Source organism: Arthrobacter sp. NA-172 (assembly GCF_043952055.1).
Taxonomy (GTDB): Bacteria; Actinomycetota; Actinomycetes; order Actinomycetales; family Micrococcaceae; genus Arthrobacter.
The window spans coordinates 251,620-274,299 of the sequence record NZ_JBINOT010000001.1 but is presented as its reverse complement, the minus strand read 5'-3'; the positions used below and the strand labels follow the sequence as shown (position 1 = coordinate 274,299).

Sequence of the window (22,680 nt, the reverse complement as noted above, 5' to 3'; positions counted from 1 at the left end):
TGACTAGCTTCTCCGCGCGGCGGTGCCAGTTCCACTCCCCGGTGGCGACACTGCGGTTGGCCACCAAGAAGCCGTCCTCGGTCAGGCCGCGGAGGTTGGTTTCTTGAGTCAACATCCTTGCGTCCCGGATGACACGAGTGGCGTGTACTTGTTTTCACAACACCACTGCGATAACCCCGAACAAAGTGCTGCAGCCAGATCCGCAGAACCCGGGTTTAAGTTTGGCCGAGGAATGTGCGGAGCGTCTGCGCGTTACGGACCGCGTTCCCTCCGCCGTCGTTATTGAAGTAGACGAAGACATCTTTGCCCATGTGCTCCCATTCCATAATCCGTTCGGCCCACCAGCGCAAATCCCCCTCGGAATAAGAGCCACCGTAAAGGTTGTAGTGGTCCGGCCCGTGCATCCTGACGTAGACGAATGGTGCTGTGGCACGAAGTACACAAGGGAGCTGCGCTCCGCTCATGATGCAGTATGCCGTTAGGCGCTGCTCGAGCATGGTGTAGATGGCGTCGTCGTGCCAACTATCATCGCGGAATTCGACCGCTACTTTTATCCACTCGGGGATCAGGTCAAGGAAATAGGCCAACCGGCCGTCGTCGCGCCCCATATTGGGAGGAAGTTGGACTAGCAGGACTCCGCGACTGCCTCCGAGTTCGTGCCAAGCTGATTTGATCCGGGCGACCCAGTCCTCAGGGGCGTAAAGACGCTTTCCGTGGGTCAGGCCACGGGGAGCCTTAACGGAGAACACGAATCCCTCCGGTAGACGGCGCCGCCAGCTGGCAAACGACGCGTCACGTGGCCAACGATAGAAACTCGCGTTGAGCTCAACAGTGTTGAACTTCTGTACGTAGTAGCCGAGCCTGTTGCGTGAGGCAGTTCCAGCGGGGTAAAGGACGTGGTCCCAGTGGTCATAACTCCAGCCCGACGTCCCAACATGAGTTCCCACTACGCCTCCAAAAACCTGAGATCTTTCCGGACCAGACAGCGAACGCACGCGAGGCGACGACGACGGCGAAAGTCGCCGGGGCGGGCGCCTTGGCTCTATGGTCGAAGCCACTTTGTAAGTAAGCTTAGGACATCCTGGATTGATGAGAGGTTGGTCGAAGGACAGATGCGATTGGGGTCTTTTCTCGGGCTGATCGTGGTGATCTGGCTCGTGGTAGGCGCGGTAGCCGCTGGCCAGCGCGGTTACTTCAATGCAGTTCCCGCGCAGTGCTCCCAGTTCGCAACGATTTCCCTGAATATCGTTGCCGGTCCACTGAACTACATGGGACTGAACCCCGTGGCGGGTTGTGAACTGCCGCGACCGTCATGAGCCAGGACGATCCTTCACCATCCGGTTTTGTGGCAGACACCAGGCATGAGTCCGAGGATCAGCGGATGGACCGCAATTGGAATGAACTGCTCCAAGAATTGCGCGTCCTCCAGACAGGTGTCCAGATCATCGGAGGCTTTCTCCTGACCCTTCCGTTCCAGCAGCGATTTGGCACCTTGACCGAACCCCAAACGTGGTGGTTCCTGGCGCTCGTTGTTCTAGCGACCATGACTACCGGCCTAATGCTGGTTCCGGTCAGCCTCCACCGGCGGCTCTTCCGGCGCCACGTCAAGAACCGGCTTGTGGCCGCGGGCGACGTGATCGTCAAGACCGTGCTTGCCTGTGTTGCCCTGCTGATCGCCGGATGCGCCGGGTTGATCTTCAGCGTTACTCTCGGGCAAGTAGCAGGTGCCGTGGCCGGCGGCAGCATCCTTGTGGCGCTCGCGGTACTGGTGTTTTTGTACCCGCTTCTGTCCTGGTCTCCAAGGCACAACCGCACTGAAGTGACACCGGATTCAGGCCAGAATTCCGGGAGCCGCGAACCCTGATCCCTGGATGAAAATCGACTTAGTCTAGGCCTAATCGATGAATTTAGTAAGTTTACTGATCAAGTTGGCCAAACCCATGGACAAGAGTCGGTCTTGGCTACTAACTTCGATGTGGCAGCAAGCTCACGTAAGAGTCGAGATCCGACGAAGAAGGTGATCATGTACCAGTCAGAATCACAGCAACCAGATGAGGAAAAACTTCGAAGTGCCCTGCCGTCGGCGCCACAGGATCCCCGCTCCGGCTATCACTCCGGCCCTTTCTCCCAGCAGGAGCAGAAGCAGCCGGGACTGACCGGACCCATGGACCCGGCTCCGGACCACGGGGAGTATTCCTACAAGGGCCATTCGCGCCTGAAGAACAAGGCCGCCCTGATCACCGGAGGAGACTCCGGGATCGGCGCCGCAGTGGCCATTGCCTTCGCAAGGGAGGGCGCCGACGTCGCGTTTTCCTACTTGCCGGAAGAATCCGAAGATGCCAAGAGCACCACGGACTGGATCCAGGAAGCGGGAAGCAGGGCCCTGCCCCTTCCGGGCGATGCCCGGTCTGAAGAGTTCAGCCATTCCATCGTCGAACGCGCGTTGGACGAATTCGGCCGTCTGGACACCCTTGTCCTGAATGCCGGCTACCAAAAGAACCGGGAAGGACTTGACACTCTCCCTTCCGAGGAAATGGACAGGGTCTTCAAGACCAACTTGTACTCCCTGATGTGGACAGCCCGCGCGGCGGTCCCCCACCTGAAAGCCGGAGCCTCGATCATCGTCACGGCCTCCATCCAGGCCTTCAACCCCTCACCGCAACTTCTCGACTACGCCATGACCAAAGCGGCGCAGGTGGCCTTCACCAAAGCCCTCGCCCAGGAGCTGGGACCCAAAGGGATCAGGGTAAATGCCGTGGCCCCAGGGCCCATTTGGACACCATTGATTCCCGCGACGGAATGGCCGGACAAACTGCCACAGTTCGGGCAAGATACACCACTCGGCCGGGCTGGGCAGCCAGCGGAACTGGCTCCGGCTTACGTCCTTCTTGCCTCGGATGAGGCATCCTACATTTCCGGTGCTGTTCTACCGGTCACGGGGGGAAAGGGCCTCTAGGAGAGGATCCCCTGATATCCATCAACGGTTCAACCAGAACGGAAAGGTCAACATGGACGAGCAGCACTCACCCGACGGAGAGGTAGCAGGGGGCTACGGAACTCCAACACCGGAACAAGAGACGGCGGGGTCCGGCGACCAGCATCCGACGCCGCACGAGGAAGACCACCGATCGATGTCCGGGGCAGAGGAATCACAAGCCGGCCGGGACGGTTCAGTCGCAGTCCCCTCAGCCGATGCCGAACTGGACGATTCAAACACCGAAACTACTGAGCCTGGCCAACCGTTTTCCTCCGAACGGAAGGGCGACGCCACAGGATTGCCTGAGGACTTGTCCCCCAAGGATGACGACGAAGAACGATACGACGCTGGCTGAACACTTCGGCAGAACCTCGAACCCACGCAAGAACCAAACCAAAGGAGCATGAACATGGCTACCGTTAACCAGACAATCGACGTGGAAGTGCCCGTATCCGTGGCTTACAACCAATGGACCCAGTTCGAAACGTTCCCGGAGTTCATGAAAGGCGTAGAGGCGGTCCAGCAGATCGACGAAACCGCGCTGCACTTTTCCACCAACGTCGGCGGCGTCAAGCGCGAATTTAACGCTCAAATTCTGGAGCAGGTTCCGGATTCGCTGGTCAGCTGGGCAAGTATCGACGGTCCACGGAACGCAGGCTCGGTGCGCTTCGAACCCCTCGGCCCGGTTCTCACCCGCGTTGACGTTGAGATCGAGTGGGAGCCGGAAAGCTTCGCCGAAAAGGCTGGCTCGATCGTCGGCATCGACCATCTGCGGGTGTCTGCCGGCCTGGAAAAGTTCAAGAAGTTCATCGAGGCGCGGGGTGAAGAAACCGGTGCTTGGCGCGGCTCCGTGAACAGCGGCGACGTCGATGCCAGCGGGGAGGCGTCCGCCGTCGAAGCCACCGAGGAACTACCGCCCGTCGATCCTGATCTGACCGCACCCTCGGCTACGACGGCGGATGACCTGCGCGTAGGCCAATACACCGAGGGCGACTACGGCACGGAAGAGGTCCCGGATCTCCCCGTTAGAAAACTCCAAGGCGACTACGCGGCCGAGGAGCCGGCCACACTTCCTGGAGACGAGCGGGACGCTGAGCGGCGCAATACGGGGACCCGGCCGGGTTTATAGGCCGAGATGCCGTCAGGGCCGGCCAGCGAACCGGCCGGCCCTGACGTCAGACGGTCATAGTGCATTCACGATTCGAGGTGCAGACAATGAGTGAATTCCCACCCGATCCAACCCGTGAGCCGGGCCCGACACCCACACCGGAGCCGGTGCCGCTGCCGGAGCCAGGCCCGACACCCGTCCCGACACCCGGTCCAGAGCCCCAACCAGGGCCCGGCCCAGAGTTCCCCGATCCAGTTCCCCTTCCCGAACCAGGTCCTCCTCCCACACTCCACATCGTCGCCGCGGACCGCGGTCTGGTCATGGACTGACGTCGCAACACCACACACCCGCACGCTGCAGTGGCAATTGCTGGATCGGCCAGGTTTTACACAAGGTTTACCTGACCGGTCTTGTGAGTCCCAACCGAGCTGCCACAGACTGAATATCACTTGATATGCGATCCAGGTGATCGTTCAACCAGAGCAGCGGGTGAGGGATGCAGCGGTGCATTCCGTCCGGTTCCGTGGTGCGGTCGCCACGAAAACCGACGCGCGGACCGGGAGGTAGTTGTGGCCGGCACGTTTGAAGTATTTGTTGACGAAGAGTCTCGTTACAGGTTCAGGCTCAAATCGCCGGACGGAAGCGTCATTGCCATTTCGACGGCGTTCGAGGACAAGTCAGCCGCCGTCGCCGGGATTGCCGCTGCGCGTGAATGCGCAGGCATGGGGTTGGTCACCGACCTGTGCCCTGCGGCGAGCGTACGGAACCCGGCTCCCGTGGCCCGTCCAAACGTCTTGCCCCCGGTTTGCGATGACAGACACAGGGCGAGCGATGGATTCCGCACCCGCGCGAGGGAACTCCGACGGGCTGCGGCCGCACCTAGATGGACTGGTGCAGCGTAAAGAATTCGACAGTGCTCGGGACCGACGGCGCACTGGGGGACTCACCTGGGTCTCAGCAGGCGAGATGCGCCGCCGGTCGTTTTGGTCCAAGCACAATTCTTCCACCGTTTGCCCGCCCTGCACAGCCAGGAGTGGCCCGTACACGGTTTCCAGTGACGGTCTTTTAAATGCCTAAGGCGGGAGGGTCAATGGACCCCTCCCGCCTTAGGCATTTAGTTCCTGAAGCTTAATGCGTACTAAGCAAGAGTCTTAGCCCTTGCCGTCCGAGTTGCCATGGCCCGACTTGTGCTGCTGGCCGTTGCCCTTCGAATCGTGGTCCGCCTTCTTGGCTCCGGCGTCTTCGCCTCTGGCTTCCTTAGCTCCCTGATCGTCATGATCTTGCGCCTTCACTGCGGGCGTGTCAGTCGCCGGAGATGACGGTTTGGGCGCTGGCGCAGGTGAAGCCGGAGCTGGCGTGGGTGCCGAAGGGCTCGGAGCCGGAGTGATCGGCATCTGCTCAGCCGGTTCGTCCTTTGCAGGAGCTGACGGCGACGGGGACGACGGTTCCGTCTCCGGAGCCGCGGCAGTGGGGGCCGCCGTGGTAGCGGGGACCGCCGTGGTCGGAAGAACTGAAGGGGCCGACGGCGATGGGCTGGCCGTGGATGCTGGTGCCGGCACTTCGGTGGTAGTGGTGGTGATGCTGGTGAAGGCGGCGGCGCCGCCTCCTGTGGCGATGGCGCCGGCGGTGATCATGGTGATCACTGCTTTGCTTGTGGCAAGACTGGTCAGAATAGGCATTGGAGACCTCCGGAATTCTCTTCTTGATTGCTCATTGGATATTTCACGGACTGGGTTGCGGTTGCCTCACCGCGTGCTCCGTATGTCAGAGCGCCCACAACCAACGTAGGCACAGAACCCGGATGATTTCAGCCCCTGGAGCAGCTTCGTGAGCGTTTGTTCATCTCCCATTCACCTTGCGCAAGCGATTTCGGAGGAAACGTAACTTTTATGATGCACCGTACGATTACCCCACTGGGGAGATGTGTCCACGGCCAGTCCGGGATCCCTGTCGAAGATGTTCGGGCGGTACGGGCCTGCCGGTATCGGTTGGTTCAAAGAAAGCGAGGGGTGGCTGTGTTGGATGGTCCTGTCACGGGGTTGAACGGTTCTATCGCGGGACAGCCAGGGACCCTCTTGGCCGAGCGCTACAGGCTGGGCACGCTGATCGGCCGCGGTGCGACGGCGTCCGTGTACCGGGCCCGGGATGAGAGGCTAGGCCGCGATGTCGCGCTGAAACTCTTCACTCCGCTCTTGGGAGGCCCGGACGGGATCGCCCGGCACGAAACCGAAATGCGGCTCTTGGCCACCTTCAACCATCCGTCACTCGTGACCCTTTTGGACGCCGGCACGGACCTCAGGGACCCGGATCACCCCCGGACGTTCCTCACCATGGAGTTGATCCACGGACCGGACCTGCATGCCAGATTGCAGGAAGGACCACTCGACCCCAAGCAGGTGGCACATATCGGAGCGGATCTGGCTTCGGCCTTGGAGTATGTCCACGGGCGCGGCATCATCCACCGGGATATCAAACCAGCAAACGTTCTCTTGGCCGGTACCGCAACGGGGCCCCGCGTCCGGCCCAAGCTCACGGATTTCGGAATTGCGCGCATCATCGAAAGCACCCGCCTGACCGCAACTGGCATGACGGTCGGGACCGCGGCTTACCTCAGCCCGGAACAGGCCACCGGCTCTGCGCTGGGACCGGAAAGCGATATCTACTCACTCGGCTTGCTCCTCCTCGAATGCCTGACCGGAACCCTTGAGTACCCGGGAACAAGCGTGGAATCAGCGGTCGCCAGGCTACACCGCCCGCCCCGCGTCCCAGCCGCCTTCGGCCCTCGGTGGATTGAGCTCCTGAGCGCCATGACATCGATTCAACCTTCCGGACGCCCAACTTCCCGGGACGTTGAGGCAGCTCTCCGGGCTGCCAGCGAGTCCGGCACCCCTTCGGCGATCCCGGGGGCGGCCCACGGCCCAACCCAGGCGCTTCCCCGAGTTCCCGACCGCCCGCCGCGTACGGCCAAACCGGCCGTCGACATACTCGATTCGACAGCGACGAAGGCCGGTGCGATCGAGCCAGGCGGCACCGCCGTCGTACCGCCCGCGCGGATCCCCAAACGCCGGCGGCCAATCTGGCTAAGCGCGGTGTTGGCTGCCGGTGCCGTACTGCTGACCACCGTACTGGTCATCATTGGTGTGAGCGCCCTTGGGCAGTCCGCACCCGCGGCGCCGTCACCGGATCCGAGCGTCCCAGGCCTGTTGGGCCAACATCTCGAACAACTACGGAAGAGCGTGACACCGTGAACCAGACGCGAGCCAAGCTCCTAAACACCACAGCGGCCCTCGCCATTCTGGCCGGAATCCTCTCCGGATGCGCGAGCAGTACAGGCGATTTGAACCCCGGGGCTGCCGGGAAACTTCAGTTGCAGGTCAACGCGCTGGCCCGTTCCGCAGCGGACAAAGACTTCCTCGCTGCCACCAAGACCCTGGAGCGCCTCTCCACTGACCTTGCCGACGCCGCCGCGCGCGGCGAAGTTTCACCCGCCCGGCGTCAGGACATCCAGAATGCAATAGATCTGGTCCGGGCCGACCTGCCTGCCGCGACTCCCGCGCCCACGCCCACCGCTGCCGCAACCACGCAGGCACCGGCCCCACCCACGCAAGCACCGGCCGTTTCACCAGCAGCTCCCCCGGCCCCGGTGCCGCTGGCACCGGGGCGCCAAAAGGGCAACAGCAAGGGTAAAGACGACTAAAAACGGGGAGGGCCGGCAGCGCCGACCCTCCCCGTTTTTGCAGCGTGGCTAGATGCCAGTGTCGCGGCTGTCGTTGGTGACGATGCGTTCTCCCGTGGCCGGGTCCACCATGGTGCGGCTCTCGGTGACGCGACGGGTTCGGCGCGGTCCGAACATAACGATCGAAACGATCAGGCCGATAATGCCGACCACCATGAGGATGTAGCCAACCATGTGGATGTCGAAATAGGGCACAACGTCGCCAGCGATTGCAAAGGCGAAAATGGCGCCTAGAGCGATAAGGAAGATGGACGATCCGATTCTCACTGTTGTACCTCCTGCTGAACCGCGGACCCGGCGGTGACGGGTACTACTAAGCTTGCTTTGTATCGCCATAATTACACGTTGGTAACCCTTCGGGCAACCACCGCCTTTGATACCAGCGGCCGCGCCGGGCCCGGAAAACCCAAGGGTGCTTTACTTTTCCCGGCAGCGCCCGGTAGCGTCCGTAAAGGACTAGCGTCCTCGACTTGGGGGAGGTCAGCGATGGCAGGCATATTTGAACTCTTTGTCGAGGCCGAAGCACGGTACAGGTTCCGGCTTAGGACACCGGACGGGACGGTGATGGCGGTCTCCAAGGGGTTTGATATCAAACCCGCGGCTGCGCCGGGGATCCGCGACGTGCGTGCTTACGCCGGGATGGGCCTGATCGCGGATTTGGGCCGAAAATCTCCGGGCCACAGTGATGAACGAAGCTAGGATCGGCACCGAGGTGCTCTCCTACCGTGATCTCATCGAAGGTGCGCCGGATGCCCTACTGATGATCGATTCATCCGGCGCCATCCGCTTTTTCAATGCTGCGGCCGAACGGCTCTTTGGCTATCGGCGGGAGTGGCTGCTAGGACGGCATTACCGTACATTGCTTCCAGGCCGGCTCCAAGGCCACAGTGAAGGCGCGCAGGAGCCTTTCGCCATCGACGCGTGGGCCGGGCAAGTAGGGGCCGGTCTTGATCTCTTCGGCCTGCGGCGCGACGGCACGGAATTCCCTATGGAGGTCAACCTCGCGCCAGTGATTGCGGACGCGACCGGCATCGTCGCATCGATCCGGGACGTGAGCGAGCGCAAACGCAGCGACGCCGCACTACGCGATGCCCTGTCTCTGGTCAACGCCACGCTCGAGTCCACGGCCGACGGTATTCTCGTGGTCACCGTCGACGGGAGGATAGCCGGGTCGAATGAGCGGTTCGCGACCATGTGGGGAATCCCGAGGGAGATTCTGAACTCCGACGACGACGCGAAAATCATGGGATTCGTCCTGGACCAGCTCACGGACCCGGACGCGTTCGTGGCGAAGGTCCAGGACCTCTATTCCGATCCGGGAGCCGAAAGCCTGGACTTGCTGCATTTCCATGACGGCCGGACCTTTGAGCGGTATTCAAGGCCCCAGAGGGTCGCCGAAACCATCGTGGGGCGGGTCTGGAGCTTCCGCGACACTACAGCCCGTACACAGGCACAGGACCAGGCCCGGACGGCGTTGGCGGAACTTGCCAGGAAAGGCCGAAGAGCTAAAGCTCCTCGCCTTCCGGGATCCCCTCACTGGTTTGGCGAACCGGGCATTGTTCCGTGAACACCTTGAGCAAGCATTGGCTTCGAGAGACCTCTCCGGCATTCATGTGCTGCTCCTCGACCTGGATGACTTCAAGGAAGTCAACGACGTCCTGGGGCATCAGGCCGGGGACGAAATGCTCATCGAGATCGGCCGCCGCCTGCGGCGCTGCGTAGGCGAGGAGGATACCGTTGCCAGGCTCGGCGGGGACGAATTCGTGATCCTGCTCACCGGCACATTCGATCCCGACGGCGTGGCCCGCTTAGTCATGTCCGAGCTGAACGGCCCTTTTACTCTGCACGGCCATGAGCTTCGCCCCGGGCTCAGCCTCGGCTTGATTAGCGCTGATACCGAACTGCACGCTCCGGACCTGATGCGGCGAGCTGACATCGCCATGTATGCGGCCAAGGCTGCAGGGAAGAACAGGTTCCTGCGCTTCCATCCGGACATGATGACGGCCCTTCTGGTCCGCAATGATCTGGAAACCGGCTTGAGGACTGCCGTCGAATACGGAGAAATTACCGTCCACTACCAGCCGGTCGTTGACGCTAAGTCGGCCACGGTGACCCAGGTGGAGGCCTTGGCTCGCTGGGAGCGACCGGACGGACTCGTCCCGCCGTCGGAATTCATTCCAGCGGCAGAGCGTTCAGGACTGATCAACGCAATAGGGCAGGAAGTCCTCTCCCAGGCTTGCGCCCAGCTCAGGTCCTGGCTTGCCGGGGACAGCAAACGCGCCGTCGCCGTGAATGTCTCAGCCGTGCAGCTACGCGAAAAGGGCTACGCCGACGCCGTCCTGGGAACGCTGGCCGCCGCGGGAATCGATGGTGCCCAGCTGATCCTGAAAGTCACCGAAAGCGTCTTCCTCGACCCGGCTTCCCCTATCACCGGCCAGCTCGCAATGCTTCGTAGGCAGGGAATCCGGGTGGCCCTGGACGACTTCGGCACAGGTTACTCATCTCTTGGACGGCTCCAGGATCTACCTGTAGACATCCTCAAAATCGACCGGACCTTCGTCTCCGTCATACATACCGGCGAGGAAGACCTTCCGATCCTGACCTCCATGAGCGCCATGGCCCACCACCTCGGACACCGCATCACAGCGGAGGGCGTGGAAAGCCCCGAACAGGCACGGCACTTGCTGCACCTCGGTTGCGACGCCCTCCAGGGCTACCTCTTTTCGCGCCCTGTACCGCCCCAGGAGCTGTCGGGCGCCGTTCAGCGTGCCAGCGAACGCATCAAAGCCCTACTTCCTGCAACGGACTAGCCCCAAATAGAACGGGCGCCCTCGTAACCTTTGGCGCCATGACGGCCTTGTATAGGCCGTGGCATCCCGCTGCAGTTCTCGAACCGAACGCATCCCGTTTCCGGATCATCCACGCCTCTGGCACGCCCTGACGCGACCCGGCCGAGCATGCTCTCGTGAAAGTTTTCGTTTCCGCGACACGAAAGCGCGCTTCGATCTACTTCCTAAGCGAGTAGCCGCCTTGATGAGTCAAGGCTCAACACCGAACAGAGGATGCAGGAGGCCGTCATGGCTGACAAAGGAACACGAAGGAACCGCCCATGAAATCGCAGGGGATGAAGCTCTTTTCGTTCTTACTTGTCCTGGCTATCTCGACGGCGGGCCTGATCGTCACCGGGCTTAGTGCCGCCCCACCGGCCACAGCAGCCGGGACTGAGTTGATTTCAGCCGACGCGCCCACCATGGTGACTCTCGCTCCGGGAGCAAATGGCGCCGTTCCGGTCACCATCCAGAACACAGGAGGCCCTGTTGGCGGCATGGTTCCGACGAGCACAACGAATCTTGACGTGGTATTCACTGCCCCTTCGAACGCCACCTTCACCGTTCAAGCGTCGGTGGGTGTCCAGTACTCCAATGACGGCGTGACGTTCTTTGGCAACAATGTCACCGCCACCAACTGTGTACGGAGCAATGGAAACAAGACGCTGTCCTGCCAGGTTGGCTCGGCAAATGGGGGCGTCTCGAGTTGGCTCACGGGGGGCTTCTTCAGGTTCAACCCCGTTGTTGCGGTTGACCCGAGCGCGCCTTCCGGGGCTATTTTGACGCCCGGAACGAGCAGCTATTCCTTCGTCTCAGGTGTGCCCTTTCAGGCGACGAAGGGGACGCTGAACGTCCAGACTCCCGGCGGTATGTGCACGAATACGGTGTTTACCCTCGACTTCTCCGGCCAGGCTCTGGCAAGTGAAACTTGGCCCGGGAGGTTCGCTCGCCGGCTCAGCGCCCAAACTTCTCACCAAAGCCCAGCCACTCCAGAACGGCCTTGCTGTCGCAGCCGGGGGCAGCGCCATCTACTGGGTCAATGAAACCGCCGGGCCGACGGTTTTGTCCAAGTTCAATCCCGTTACCGGCACCATCGCAACATTCCCGGCGGGCCCTCATCCGGCCGGATTTCTGGTTGCTGGTGCCATCAATCCACTCAACGGCTGGTATTACTTCGGATCCATCGACCAGTCAACGGGAATACTGCACATCTACGCGTTTAACACGACAACCAACACAGTCGTCGGGGAAGTCGGAACGGTTCAGTTCCCGGCGGGCACTCTGAATGTATCCGACTTTGTCTTCGACGGTCTCGGAAATCTGTTCACCAGCTACGACAATCCAGCCGGAACTGTCCAGACCCTAGTGCGGGTCAACGAGCCCATCCCGGCAACCGCAGGGTCTCCGTCATTGACCTACTCGCCGCTAGCCACTCTCCCAACTGCGCCGCTTCCCGGCTCCACCGGTATCGCCTTCGGCTCCAACGGAAACCTCTATATCAACACTCAAACGACGTTCTATCAGGTCAATCCGGTCACAGGAGCCCTGCTTGAAACCGGACCGACCCCCTCAACCACTACGTCTGATAATGCGTCCTGCAGCTCTTCAGGATCAGTCACCCTGAAGAAGGACATTGTTGGCCGCTCGGTCAGCACGGACCAGTTCAACCTGGCAATCACAGGGTCAAACACCACCGGCAACACCGGGACGACGTCCGGCTCGACAACCGGTCTTCAAACCGCTCCTGGTGCAGTGGCCGGCCCGGTCATCGCACGCTCCGGCGCCACCCTCGCCCTGTCCGAGGCTGGCGTTTCAGGAACAAACCTGAACAACTATCAGTCGTCTTACCAATGCACGGATCAAACCGGTACCGTTCTGGCATCCGGATCAGGTACCTCCTTCAACCTCACTGAACCCCCACCGGTCAACGGTGTCGGCGCCGCCGTCACCTGCATCTTTACCAACACACCTAAATCACCGAACCTGGTGGTGTCCAAGAGTGTGGATCCAGTGGCCGGGACCATGGTCCAGCCGGGCCAGGTGCTCACGTACACGTTGACCTTCGACAACACTTCCGGTACCGCCCCGGCCCCCGTGGCTTATACCGACTGGCTCGGGGACGTGTTGGATGACTCGACCCTCGTGGGCGGCTCCACCTCGTCAACCACCACGAGCGGGACTGCCCTGGTGGTGGCCAACAATGCGAGTGCGGCACCGCCGACCCTCGGGATCACGGGCACGGTCGCCGCGGGGGCGACAAGCACCGTGACCTATCAGGTGACGGTCAACAGCGCCGGGAACCTCGGTGATGCTTCGCTCGAGAATTACCTGACGCCTTCGACCGTTCTGACGCCGCCGACCACCTGCCCTGCCGGGAGTACCACCTGCACCGTCAATCCCGTCGGGTCATGGTCCCTGGCCAAGACCGCGTCCCCGGCGTCCGGGACCGCGATCAACCCGGGCGATCCCGGCCCGGCCAGAACCATCACCTACACGGTGACCGCCACCAACTCCACCCCCAACGCCATCACTGGTGTCATCCTCACCGATGACCTCAGCCAGGTGTTGAACAACGCCGTATTCACGGCCGGGTCTGCGAAACTCACGATCAACGGCTGGTCCCCGGTTGCCGTGGCGGATCCGGGCGCGGGGAACGCGCTGGTCACGTCCTCGTTCACCCTTCCGGGTAACGGCACCGCCGTCCTGAGCTACTCCGTGACGGTCAACCCCACGGCGTGGCTGGTCACCTTGAAGAACGGGGCCACCGGCAACGGGCTCATTCCCCCGGTACGGTGCGTCACCGGCAGCGCAGCACCACTGGACCCTGCTTGTATCACCACGAACCCCACCACCGGGCACTTGTTCGTGCAAAAAGCAGGTCCGGGCCAAACCCAGGGTTCCACCGCCCCGCTGACCGGCTCGACCTTCGAGATCCACAACGACGCAGCCGGGCAAATGGGGACCACGGTGACCGGTGTGAGCAGCCCGGTGACCGGATCCCCCGGGCTCATCGAGGTCCAGAACCTGGCCCCGGGAACCTACTGGCTGCTGGAGACCAAGGCACCGAACGGCTACTCGCTCCTGGCAACACCGGTGAAATTCGCCCTCGCCCCCGGCGGGACCATCACCCTGGACCCTTCCACCGCAGGAACGTCCGTGACCGTGAACGCATTGACGATCACTGTCACCGACGTCGCGGCCCTCAAGCTTCCCACCGCCGGCGGACCGGGCGCCACCGGTCTCTGGAGAATCCCTGTTCTTGGGGTTCTTCTCCTCATGGCTTCGCTGGCCCTGCTCGCCTACCGGCGAGCGAAAAAACCGACCAACCCACATAGCTGAGCGCTTCCGTGCATCTCTCTGGGGACAACAAGAAAGGAAAACGATGAAATCATCGAAGTTCAAACGGGGCATACTCGCCTCCCTGGCCGTACTCGCCTCGGCAAGCATGCTCGCCCTCGGGGCAGGAGGTGCCCATGCGGCGAACATCGCGAACATCGACGCGACCAAGACGGCTTCGCTGACCATCCACAAATACCAGACCCCGGCCACGCCGACGGGCCTGCCCAACAACGGAACGGCCCTGACCCCCGCCCAACTCACCGGGCTGACACCCCTGGCCGGAGTCACGTTCTCGGTTCAGAAGGTCAACAACATTGACCTCACCACCAATGCGGGCTGGACTGCCGCGGCGGCCCTGACCCCGGCACAAGCCGCCGCGCAGGCTGCCGCCGGTACCGCCGTGACCACGGACGCGACAGGAACGGCCGCTCTGGCGAACCTGCCCCTGGGCTTGTACCTCGTCACCGAGACCGGCTACCCGGCCGGTGTCACCCCCGCAGCCCCGTTCCTCGTCACGCTCCCCATGACGGACCCGGTCAACGAGAACAACTGGATGTACAGCGTTAACGTCTACCCGAAGAACGCCGTGACCGGCGCGACGAAGACCGTCACGGACGCCCCCGCGATCAAGCTCGGGGACAACGTCCAGTGGACCATCACCGGTGACATCCCCAACGTCAACCCCATCGACGGGTACCGGATCGTTGATCAGCTCGACACCAAGCTGAGCTACGCCAGCTCGACCGTGGCGCTTTCCAACGGTGCAGCCCTGACGCTGAACACGGACTACACCGTCGTCTTCGATGCGGCCACGAACAAGCTCACGGTCGACTTCACCGCCAGCGGCCGGGCCATCCTTGCCGCCAACCCCACAGCCAAGGTTGTGGTGACCGTGAATGCCATCGTCAACGCGGTGGGCCAGATCTCGAACACGGCTGCCGTCTACCCGAACGCCGCCAGCTTCACCATCACCCCGGGGCAGCCCGGCGGTCCGATCGTGACTCCCCCGGTGATCACCAAGTGGGGCGACATTGTCCTGCACAAGCAGGACTCGAAGACCTCCGCTGCCCTGGCAGGGGCCGTGTTCTCCGTCTACCCGACCCAGGCTGACGCCCTGGCCGGCACCAACGCGATCACGATCGCGGGTACCAGTTCCTGGACCACCGATGCCACCGGCAACCTGGTGATCTCCGGGCTGCGTTACTCCAACTGGGCCAACGGCGCAGCCGTGAGCCCGGGCCAGCCCGGTTACCAGGCGTACTGGCTCGTGGAAACCAAAGCCCCGGCCGGGTATGAACTGCTTGCCCAGCCGGTCCAGACCACGGTCACCAGTTCCGACCCCGCCGTCGTTACTGTCACCGTCACCAACGTCCCGCACAACGCCGGATTCCAGCTGCCGCTCACCGGCGGCCCCGGAACCCTCGCGCTCACGGCAGGCGGCATCCTCGTCCTCGCCGGTGCAGGACTCCTGATGGTCACCAGCCGACGCAAGCGCCACGAAGCGGAAAACATCACCGCCCCCTGATCAGCATCCAGTGATTAGCACCCGTTGATGAACGGTATGGGGCATCCCTCGCGGGGTGCCCCATACCCGTTCCGCGTTCAAGCAAGAGGGCACACCGTTCCACCTTCAAGGACGAGAGTAAGCGCATGACTGAAACCCTCGAAGAATTTCTGGAGGGTTCCGGCCCCGACGGCCCCCGGCATCGGCCCCGCAAAACCCGCAGTCCCCGCAAACCGGCGACCGGACGAAACCAGATCCGGCCCGGCCTAGCAGGCGGCCGGCTGGTCGCGATGATGGCCATCGCCGCCGTGGGACTGAGCCCGGTCCTCTACCCCCAGGCCGCGGACTGGTTCAGCTCCATCAACCACAACAACCAACTCTCCGGCTACGCCCAGGACGTCCAACAACTCGAACCCTCGGCCCGGACCAAAATCCTGGATCGGGCAAGGGACTACAACTCCCGTATCCCCCCTGGGCAACTGCGCGACCCCTACTCTGCCCAAACCCCCACCACAGCCTTGGAGGGGCAGCTGAAGGATTACCAAAACCAGCTGAACCTCGCCAACGACGACGTGATCGGCAGACTCCGCTACCCCTCACTCAAGATCGACCTGCCGACCTACCACGGAACCAGCGACGACGTCCTGGCCAAAGGAGTCGGCCACCTCTACGGCTCCTCCCTGCCCGTCGGAGGCCCGGGCACACACAGCGTACTGACCTCCCACTCAGGAATCCCCAACGCCGAACTCTTCAACCCACTCCACCACGCCAAAACCGGCGATATCTTCACCACCGACGTTCTGGACCAGACCTTCCTCTACCAGGTCGACAAGATCGAAGTCGTCAAACCGGACGACATCTCCTCCCTGAAAATCACCCCCGGCCAGGACACCATCACCCTGATCACATGCACACCCATCGGAGTGAACTCCCACCGGCTCCTCGTCCACGCCACCCGGATCGCGGAGCTCCCCAAAGACGCGCCGGAACAGCAAACCCTCGCAGCGCCCCAAACGAGGACCCCATTTCCCTTTTGGATCGTGTACTTTGCCGTCGGCCTGACCGCCTTCTACACCACCGCCACCCTCTGGAACCGCAGCCGGAAACCGTGACGCGGCGAACGACAGCAAAAGGCCGGGACTCACGTCCCGGCCTTTTGCCTGCTGCCCTAGTTTGTTGCTTGGCGCACTTTTGTGCCGGCTGTCTTAACGCGTCCTCACCGTAGTCGATCGCTCAGGTCGCGTGCGCCGAGGTCCGGCGGCAGGGTGGTCCATTCAGTTTCGCTTGCCCGCATCCATGGATAAGGCAAGAGCCCCTCGAGAGCCACCCTTCCAACCTCTCCAGCAGCATCTACCAGAACGGAAGTCTCTGCCCCGTAGTTGCGGAGCAGTTCCCGGCAAAGGCCACAAGGGTTGGTGACCTGGGGTTCGCCGTGTTCGTCCATGCTGACGGCGACCACCGCTTGGATGGACACTTCCTGCGCCATCCGGGCGTTGGCAAGTGCACTGGACTCGGCGCAGACGTTGATCCGCTTTGAACCGATGTGGAGGCCCAGGTAGATGACCCCGGATGCGCCCCTCATGGCGGCGGCCACACGGTGGTTTTCACCATGATGCGCCGCGAGGAGCATCTCCCGGGCTGCGTTGTAGAGCTCGACATCGGACTCACTGAGTTCATAGGAGATCACAAGCACCCCCAAGGCTGCGGTTCTGGTGAGCCAAGCCCATGAACCCTCCTAGTTCCCAATGAAGATGCCGTTTTTCCGCCGTGCCAACACGTAGAAAACAATGCTCAGCAAGGACAGGACGGCGACGTAAACCGGGAAGATCCACGATGCATTCATGGACTGGAGCCACACCAGGAGGTAAGAGGCCGTGCCACCGAAGAGGGCGACGCCAATTCCGTAACCAAGAGAAGTTCCGGCGCCGCGGCAGGATTTGGGCATCAGCGAGCTTGTGACGACGTTGTAAAGGGTCATGTTCAGGACCAGGACCACCGAGCCGCCGAGGAGGACCGCGGCGAATCCGCCGATGCCGGGACGGACGTACATCAACATCAGAAACACCGAAGGGATGGAAAGCGCGCGGGTGATCAGGAACCACTTGGAAATCGACTTGCCATCGGCGAGCCTGCCGACCACCAGGCTGCCGACAACCAGCACCACGCCCAGGATGGTGGTGAGGGCGAAGACGGCGGTTGCGTCTTCCTTGAAACTGCTGCGGGCAGCGGTGGGAAGTCCGGTGTTCCAGGCGTAGTTATAAGCCTGGGCTGCGCCAACGACGAACGTGATGGCGAGGACGCTCAGCCAATGCTTGCCAACTCCACTCCAGACTGATTTGGAGGAGGTTTCCGCAAGCTCCTCCGGCTTCATGGTTTCCGGAAGGGTACGGCGAAGGTAGACCACGATGAATCCGAAGACTGCACCGACGATAAAGGGAATGCGCCAACCCCAGTCGGCCATGACGGCCCCGCTCAGCATCAGGCTGCACAGGTAGCTGACCAGCGAGGCGAGGAGGATGCCCGAGTTGACGAAGAAGGAGATGATGCCTGCAACGAACCCTTCGCGTCCCACGGGAACCAGTTCGACGGCGTGTGCGGTGGAAAGCGGAGCTTCAACACCGGTCGAGATGCCCTGTACGATGCGGCAAACCAGGAGGATTGTGCCGGCAGCGCCGCCGATCTGCTGGTACGTCGGACACAGCGCAATAATCAGCGTGGTGACTGCCATCATCATGATGGACCACAGCATCACCTTCCGGCGGCCGATCCTGTCGGCGAAAGTACCGAGCAGGACGCCGCCAAGCGGGCGGAACGCGAAGCCGACGGCGAAGACCGCCAGCGCGTTAAGCGTCGCCGCGGTGGGATCCTGCGAGGGGAAGAACTTCGGCCCGATGAAGGCCGACAGCAGCCCGAAGACCATCCAGTCGTACCACTCAAGGGTGTTCCCTAGTCCGAGGCCCAGCAGCCCACGGCGGATCTCAGGAGAGAGCCGGGATTTCCGGGCACTCGCCGGGCCATTCTTGACGACAGTGTCAGTCATGATTCTTTCCTTCCTCCGCACCTTCGCGGTGCGTGAGGGTACGGATCACCCTTGGCACCCGGGGGTGTGGAAGGTGATCGAAACTATCATTTTGGCTTGGTTCGGCAGGGCCTTACCAGCTCACCTCATGGGAGGGGAGTCAGCCCAGATAGCTACGCATGCCTCTTCGTAGCGCTTGAATGCAAACGGTGACATCCAGCCGGGCAACGGAGCTGACCCTGTTGACCGGCCCCCTTGTCCGCGTGGCAGCGAGGCTTTCTCCGTGGACAGGCTGCGATGGACTTGGGGGCACGTGGCTTGTTTGGATGTCGACGCATCACTACGGAGAACACGAAGATGGACGTGAGGCCGGCTGGTTCTTCCGGGGGAAGGTTGATGCGCCCACGTCTATGAATCGTGCAGCAATCCCCCGAGTGATGCGACTCACATAACTATATTGAAGATATTCACCAGGTCAATGCTTTTAAAAATATTCACCTCCACTTCCAAGGGTCGGGCGGGGCGTGTTCGCCCCGACTCGCTCCCACACATGCCCCACCAAACTGCGGGCCGGGGGGTCAAAGGCATCGGCGATCAGATTATTTTCACCAAACCATTGATTCGCTAAAATTTTTCACTATAGTTATGTGAGTCAGCTCACCGAGAGAAAGCTGGATCATGACCAACGAGAGCATTGCGGTATCTTCCCCCGCTGGCACGAGCGCACTTCTTGCGACTGTCGGCAACAAGGTCCGCACTATGCGAAAGGACAAGGGCATGACCCTGTCCAAACTCTCGGAGATCACCGGGCTTAGCCCGGCGATCGTTAGCCAGATCGAGCGTGGACTGGCCAATCCGTCGTTCACGACCCTGGCTCAACTGGCGCACGGCCTGGACATTCCAGTGGGGAAGTTCTTCATCGGCCAGGGAAGAACCAGGTCGCCTGTTGTCCGGAAGTCCGAGCGACGGAACCTCAAAGGCGTCACCAAGAAGTCCGTAGGAGAAGCAGTCTATGAGCTTCTCACTCCGGATCTCAATGGTGCGCTGGAGGCCCAATGGATCGTTAGCCCGCCGGGCCACGACACCAGCGCCACTCCTTTCCGCCACAGTGGCGAGGAATTCGGCATCATCCTGTCCGGGAGGAAAGACATCTTTCTTGACGGAGAGTGCTACACGCTTGAGGCGGGCGATTCGATCACTTTCTCATCGGATACGCCTCACTGGTACAAAAACAGCTACGAAGAGGTATGCGTAGCGATCTGGGTGAACGCACCACACGTGTGGTGATCAGTCGGCCCTAGCTGCCGTCGCCCGTACGCGTACTGATGCTTCCGTGTCTGTACGCAACTTTCTCCAATATTCGCAACAAGGCCAGTAGGCCTCTCCGCGTCATGCCCTCCGCCAGGGTCAATTCGCCGCTTGCATCGCTGCGAACTCCTCCTGAGCACCTCATCTATACCCCCGGCACTCGTTCCATTGGCGTGCCCGCCGGGAAGTAAGGATCCCCCACCATGAATGCCTTTGCCACCACGTCGTCACTGGAACTCAGCACTACGACGGCGGATCTCACCGCACCGGTCATCTCCCGCTCCGACGTCCTCGTGGTCGGCGGTGGACCCGCTGGAGTGGCCGCAGCCGTCACCGCGGCACGCTCCGGCGCGTCCGTCACCCTTCTGGAACGCTACTCGTCCCTCGGTGGCCTCGCCTCCGGTGGCATGGTGCTGGTCCTCGACGACATGATCAACGGCCAGGAAATCACTGTGACCGGCATTGTTTCCGAGTACGTGGAGCGCCTGCAGAAGCTCGGCTTGGCGATTGTCCCGCCGGCCGATGACCGCAAGACCTCCGAAGAACTGTGGAACAAGTGGGGCCGCTACGGCACCTTCGACTTCCACTCGCACACCACCCCGAAGCCCGTTTGCTACGCCGCGGCCTTCGACCCCGACGGCTGGAAGCGAGTCTCCAACGACCTCGTCCGTGAGGCCGGCGTGAACCTCCGCCTGCACTCGTGGTTCTCCCGCCCGATCGTGGACAACGGCGTCATGAAGGGCGTCATCTGCGAGACCAAGTCCGGACCCAGGCCTTCATGGCCGACGTCGTGATCGACACCACCGGTGACATCGACGTCGCCTCCCGTGCCGGCGCCAGCTACGTCAAGGACAGCTACCTCACCACCCTCGTGTTCCGCCTCGGCAACGTGGACACAGCAGCAGCGGAGGCCTTCGAACAGGCCAATCCCAAGGAAGCCCGCGCCATCAACCGCACCATCAAGCGTCTTCTCGGGGGCGCCCTGGGAACTGTGGTGGCTCAAGACGCCCATCGACGGCGTGGTCTGGTGCAACGCTCCCCACATGACCGGATACGACGGCGTGGACCCGGCGGACATGACTGCCGCTGAATTCGCAGCACGGGACCGGATCACCGAGGCCGTGGAGTACGTCCGCGCGCACTTGCCGGGCTTTGAGAACTGCTACATGCTCGACGTCGCGTCCCAGATGGGCGTCCGGCAGACCCGCCTGCTCGAAGGCGAATACGTCATGACAAAGGACGACGTCACGTCCCGCCGCCACTTCGCAGACTCCGTGGCCCGCGGCCGGGACTATTACTATCCCTTCCGCTCGCTGCTTCCCAAGGAGGTCGACCAGCTGCTCGTCGCCGGTCGCCACTACTCCGCGACTCCGGAAGCTCAGAAGATGTCCCGCGAGATCCCGCCCTGCATGGCCATGGGCCAGGCAGTCGGCGTCGCCGCCGCACTGGCCGTCCAAAGCGGCACGCTGGTCCGCGAAGTCTCGGCGCTGGACATCCAGCAGGGCATGCGCCGGCATGGTGCGGACCCGGGCGACGTCCCGTCGTCGAACGCTACCGTCGACAGTGAAGCCGTGGTGGGAGCATGAGCACCGACACCATTCTCGATGAGAGCGTCCTGAGCGAAACTGCTACGGCAACCGCCGGATCGGTGCCGCTCCCCCTCGAAGGCATCAAGATCGTGGACTTCACCCAGGTATTCATGGGACCGTCGTGCACGCAGCTGCTGGGCGACTACGGCGCTGACATCATCAAGGTGGAGCGCCCGGGCGCCGGGGATATCTCGCGCAACTCGTTCCCGGACAAGGACGGCCAAGACAATCCGATCTTCCTGTCCATCAACCGGAATAAGCGCAGCGTTTCCGTGGACACCCGCACCGAGGAAGGCCGCGACGTGCTCCGCCGCGTCATGGCCGATGCGGACGTGGTGGTCAGCAATTTCCGCTCCGGCGTCATGGAGCGGATGGGTTTCGGTTACGAGGAACTCAAGGCCGGGAATCCGGGCATCATCTGGGCTTCCGGCACTGGCTTCGGCCCCGTAGGTCCGTACTCCCACAAGGGCGGGCAGGACGCGATCGCGCAGGCCTACTCAGGCGTGATGTGGCGCCGCGAGTCCGACGACGTGAAGCCCGGCATCTACCCCACTACGCTGTGCGACTACATCACCGGCATGCACCTCATGCAGGGCATCCTGCTGGCGCTGCGCACGAGGGAAGCATCCGGCGTCGGGCAAAAAGTTGAGGTGACCATGTACGACTCCATGCTGCACTTGCAGATGCAGGAGGCATGCATGCAGCTCAACCGCGGCTACGAGGTCAACTGGGGAGCCATGCCGCTGAGCGGCGTCTTTGAAACCACCGACGGCGCCGTCTGCATGGTGGGCGGCTTCACTCCGGACCCACTCGCCCGGATCTCCGAAGCGCTGGGCCTGGACGAGGACCTCACGCAACGCCCCGAATTCGCCACCCTGGAGCAGCAGTTCAAGCACAAGCCGGCTCTGCAGGCGATTTTCCGGGAGCGCATCTCCACGAACACCACTGAGTATTGGACCAACCAGCTGGAAGGCCAGGGACTGCTCAACGCGCCCGTACACACTTTGGAACAGGCACTGGCCGACGCGCAGACGGAGGCCAACGGCATGATCGTGGAAGCCGAGCATCCCGGCGTCGGCACTGTGAGAATGCTCAACGCGCCCATCCGGCTCTCCGCCACTCCGCCTACCGTTAGGCGCGTGGCGCCGCGGCTGGGCGAACACAACGTCGAGGTCCTGCTGGAGAACGGTTTCGATGCCGAGACCATTGAGCGCCTGCAGCAGCTGGGGGTCCTCCGGTGACAGCTTCGATAGAAGAAACGAGAGTACAAAC

At 62.3% G+C, this 22,680-nt stretch carries 21 protein-coding genes and 1 pseudogene; 17 read left to right on the top strand and 5 right to left on the bottom strand.

What is annotated here, in order from left to right; all coding sequences use genetic code 11:
* Positions 1–215 precede the first annotated feature (215 nt).
* Entirely contained in the window at positions 216–947 is a 732-nt protein-coding gene (locus tag ACF0H6_RS01445; protein WP_395248177.1) for a DUF72 domain-containing protein, read from the bottom strand.
* A 171-nt stretch (positions 948–1,118) separates the two neighbouring features.
* On the opposite strand from ACF0H6_RS01445, the gene ACF0H6_RS01440 reads away from it, so the two are divergent.
* The 6 genes from ACF0H6_RS01440 to ACF0H6_RS01415 all read left to right on the top strand — a co-directional run bounded on the left by ACF0H6_RS01440 (position 1,119) and on the right by ACF0H6_RS01415 (position 4,987).
* Positions 1,119–1,316 (top strand): hypothetical protein, encoded by a 198-nt coding sequence (locus ACF0H6_RS01440; RefSeq protein WP_395248176.1) that lies wholly within the window; start codon positions 1,119–1,121, stop codon positions 1,314–1,316.
* The gene (locus tag ACF0H6_RS01435; RefSeq protein ID WP_395248175.1) at positions 1,313–1,864 is read left to right on the top strand and encodes a DUF6328 family protein; all 552 of its coding nucleotides are present in this window, start codon (positions 1,313–1,315) and stop codon (positions 1,862–1,864) included. Before ACF0H6_RS01440 ends, ACF0H6_RS01435 begins: the two co-directional genes overlap by 4 nt.
* Before the next feature lie 159 nt (positions 1,865–2,023).
* On the top strand, positions 2,024–2,956 hold the full coding sequence (locus tag ACF0H6_RS01430) for an SDR family oxidoreductase (protein ID WP_395248174.1): 933 nt from the start codon (positions 2,024–2,026) through the stop codon (positions 2,954–2,956).
* Between the two features lie 52 nt (positions 2,957–3,008).
* Positions 3,009–3,332 carry a hypothetical protein gene (locus ACF0H6_RS01425; protein ID WP_395248173.1) on the top strand — a complete coding sequence of 108 codons (324 nt, stop codon included), beginning with the start codon at positions 3,009–3,011 and terminating at the stop codon, positions 3,330–3,332.
* 54 nt (positions 3,333–3,386) lie between these two features.
* Positions 3,387–4,106: an SRPBCC family protein gene (locus ACF0H6_RS01420; protein ID WP_395248172.1), complete on the top strand. Its 720-nt coding sequence runs from the start codon at positions 3,387–3,389 to the stop codon at positions 4,104–4,106.
* A 548-nt stretch (positions 4,107–4,654) separates the two neighbouring features.
* Complete coding sequence (locus tag ACF0H6_RS01415; RefSeq protein WP_395248171.1) at positions 4,655–4,987, top strand: YegP family protein; 333 nt, start codon at positions 4,655–4,657, stop codon at positions 4,985–4,987.
* Positions 4,988–5,236: 249 nt separating this feature from the next.
* On the opposite strand, the gene ACF0H6_RS01410 is transcribed toward ACF0H6_RS01415, so the two are convergent.
* Positions 5,237–5,764, bottom strand: a complete 528-nt coding sequence (locus tag ACF0H6_RS01410; protein ID WP_395248170.1) for a hypothetical protein — start codon at positions 5,762–5,764, stop codon at positions 5,237–5,239.
* 330 nt (positions 5,765–6,094) lie between these two features.
* On the opposite strand from ACF0H6_RS01410, the gene ACF0H6_RS01405 reads away from it, so the two are divergent.
* Together ACF0H6_RS01405 and ACF0H6_RS01400 are read left to right on the top strand one after the other, a co-directional pair.
* Entirely contained in the window at positions 6,095–7,333 is a 1,239-nt protein-coding gene (locus ACF0H6_RS01405; protein WP_395248169.1) for a protein kinase, read from the top strand.
* Positions 7,330–7,782, top strand: coding sequence for a hypothetical protein (locus ACF0H6_RS01400; RefSeq protein WP_395248168.1), 453 nt, complete (start codon positions 7,330–7,332; stop codon positions 7,780–7,782). The genes ACF0H6_RS01405 and ACF0H6_RS01400 overlap by 4 nt, the downstream gene beginning before the upstream one ends.
* A gap of 48 nt (positions 7,783–7,830) precedes the next feature.
* On the opposite strand, the gene ACF0H6_RS01395 is transcribed toward ACF0H6_RS01400, so the two are convergent.
* Positions 7,831–8,088 carry a DUF6458 family protein gene (locus ACF0H6_RS01395; RefSeq protein ID WP_395248167.1) on the bottom strand — a complete coding sequence of 86 codons (258 nt, stop codon included), beginning with the start codon at positions 8,086–8,088 and terminating at the stop codon, positions 7,831–7,833.
* A gap of 219 nt (positions 8,089–8,307) precedes the next feature.
* On the opposite strand from ACF0H6_RS01395, the gene ACF0H6_RS01390 reads away from it, so the two are divergent.
* The 6 genes from ACF0H6_RS01390 to ACF0H6_RS01365 all read left to right on the top strand — a co-directional run bounded on the left by ACF0H6_RS01390 (position 8,308) and on the right by ACF0H6_RS01365 (position 16,604).
* Complete coding sequence (locus tag ACF0H6_RS01390; RefSeq protein WP_395248166.1) at positions 8,308–8,520, top strand: YegP family protein; 213 nt, start codon at positions 8,308–8,310, stop codon at positions 8,518–8,520.
* Positions 8,507–9,388, top strand: coding sequence for a PAS domain-containing protein (locus tag ACF0H6_RS01385; protein ID WP_395248165.1), 882 nt, complete (start codon positions 8,507–8,509; stop codon positions 9,386–9,388). Before ACF0H6_RS01390 ends, ACF0H6_RS01385 begins: the two co-directional genes overlap by 14 nt.
* Entirely contained in the window at positions 9,306–10,631 is a 1,326-nt protein-coding gene (locus ACF0H6_RS01380) for a putative bifunctional diguanylate cyclase/phosphodiesterase (RefSeq protein ID WP_395248164.1), read from the top strand. Before ACF0H6_RS01385 ends, ACF0H6_RS01380 begins: the two co-directional genes overlap by 83 nt.
* A 939-nt stretch (positions 10,632–11,570) precedes the next feature.
* Positions 11,571–13,988, top strand: a complete 2,418-nt coding sequence (locus tag ACF0H6_RS01375; RefSeq protein ID WP_395248163.1) for a SpaA isopeptide-forming pilin-related protein — start codon at positions 11,571–11,573, stop codon at positions 13,986–13,988.
* Between the two features lie 43 nt (positions 13,989–14,031).
* Entirely contained in the window at positions 14,032–15,513 is a 1,482-nt protein-coding gene (locus ACF0H6_RS01370) for a SpaH/EbpB family LPXTG-anchored major pilin (RefSeq protein ID WP_395248162.1), read from the top strand.
* Between the two features lie 125 nt (positions 15,514–15,638).
* Positions 15,639–16,604: a class C sortase gene (locus ACF0H6_RS01365; RefSeq protein WP_395248161.1), complete on the top strand. Its 966-nt coding sequence runs from the start codon at positions 15,639–15,641 to the stop codon at positions 16,602–16,604.
* Positions 16,605–16,708: 104 nt separating this feature from the next.
* Here the strand turns inward: ACF0H6_RS01365 and ACF0H6_RS01360 are convergent, their stop codons facing one another.
* Both ACF0H6_RS01360 and ACF0H6_RS01355 read right to left on the bottom strand, forming a co-directional pair.
* On the bottom strand, positions 16,709–17,185 hold the full coding sequence (locus tag ACF0H6_RS01360) for a hypothetical protein (protein WP_395249846.1): 477 nt from the start codon (positions 17,183–17,185) through the stop codon (positions 16,709–16,711).
* Positions 17,186–17,227: 42 nt separating this feature from the next.
* Positions 17,228–18,532 (bottom strand): MFS transporter, encoded by a 1,305-nt coding sequence (locus ACF0H6_RS01355; protein ID WP_395248160.1) that lies wholly within the window; start codon positions 18,530–18,532, stop codon positions 17,228–17,230.
* 657 nt (positions 18,533–19,189) lie between these two features.
* On the opposite strand from ACF0H6_RS01355, the gene ACF0H6_RS01350 reads away from it, so the two are divergent.
* The 3 genes and pseudogenes from ACF0H6_RS01350 to ACF0H6_RS01340 all read left to right on the top strand — a co-directional run bounded on the left by ACF0H6_RS01350 (position 19,190) and on the right by ACF0H6_RS01340 (position 22,649).
* Entirely contained in the window at positions 19,190–19,798 is a 609-nt protein-coding gene (locus tag ACF0H6_RS01350) for a helix-turn-helix domain-containing protein (protein ID WP_395248159.1), read from the top strand.
* A 224-nt stretch (positions 19,799–20,022) separates the two neighbouring features.
* Positions 20,023–21,405 (top strand): annotated as a pseudogene (locus ACF0H6_RS01345) (FAD-dependent oxidoreductase).
* Positions 21,402–22,649, top strand: coding sequence for a CaiB/BaiF CoA transferase family protein (locus ACF0H6_RS01340; protein WP_395248158.1), 1,248 nt, complete (start codon positions 21,402–21,404; stop codon positions 22,647–22,649). The pseudogene ACF0H6_RS01345 and the gene ACF0H6_RS01340 overlap by 4 nt, the downstream one beginning before the upstream one ends.
* The last annotated feature ends 31 nt before the right edge of the window (positions 22,650–22,680 follow it).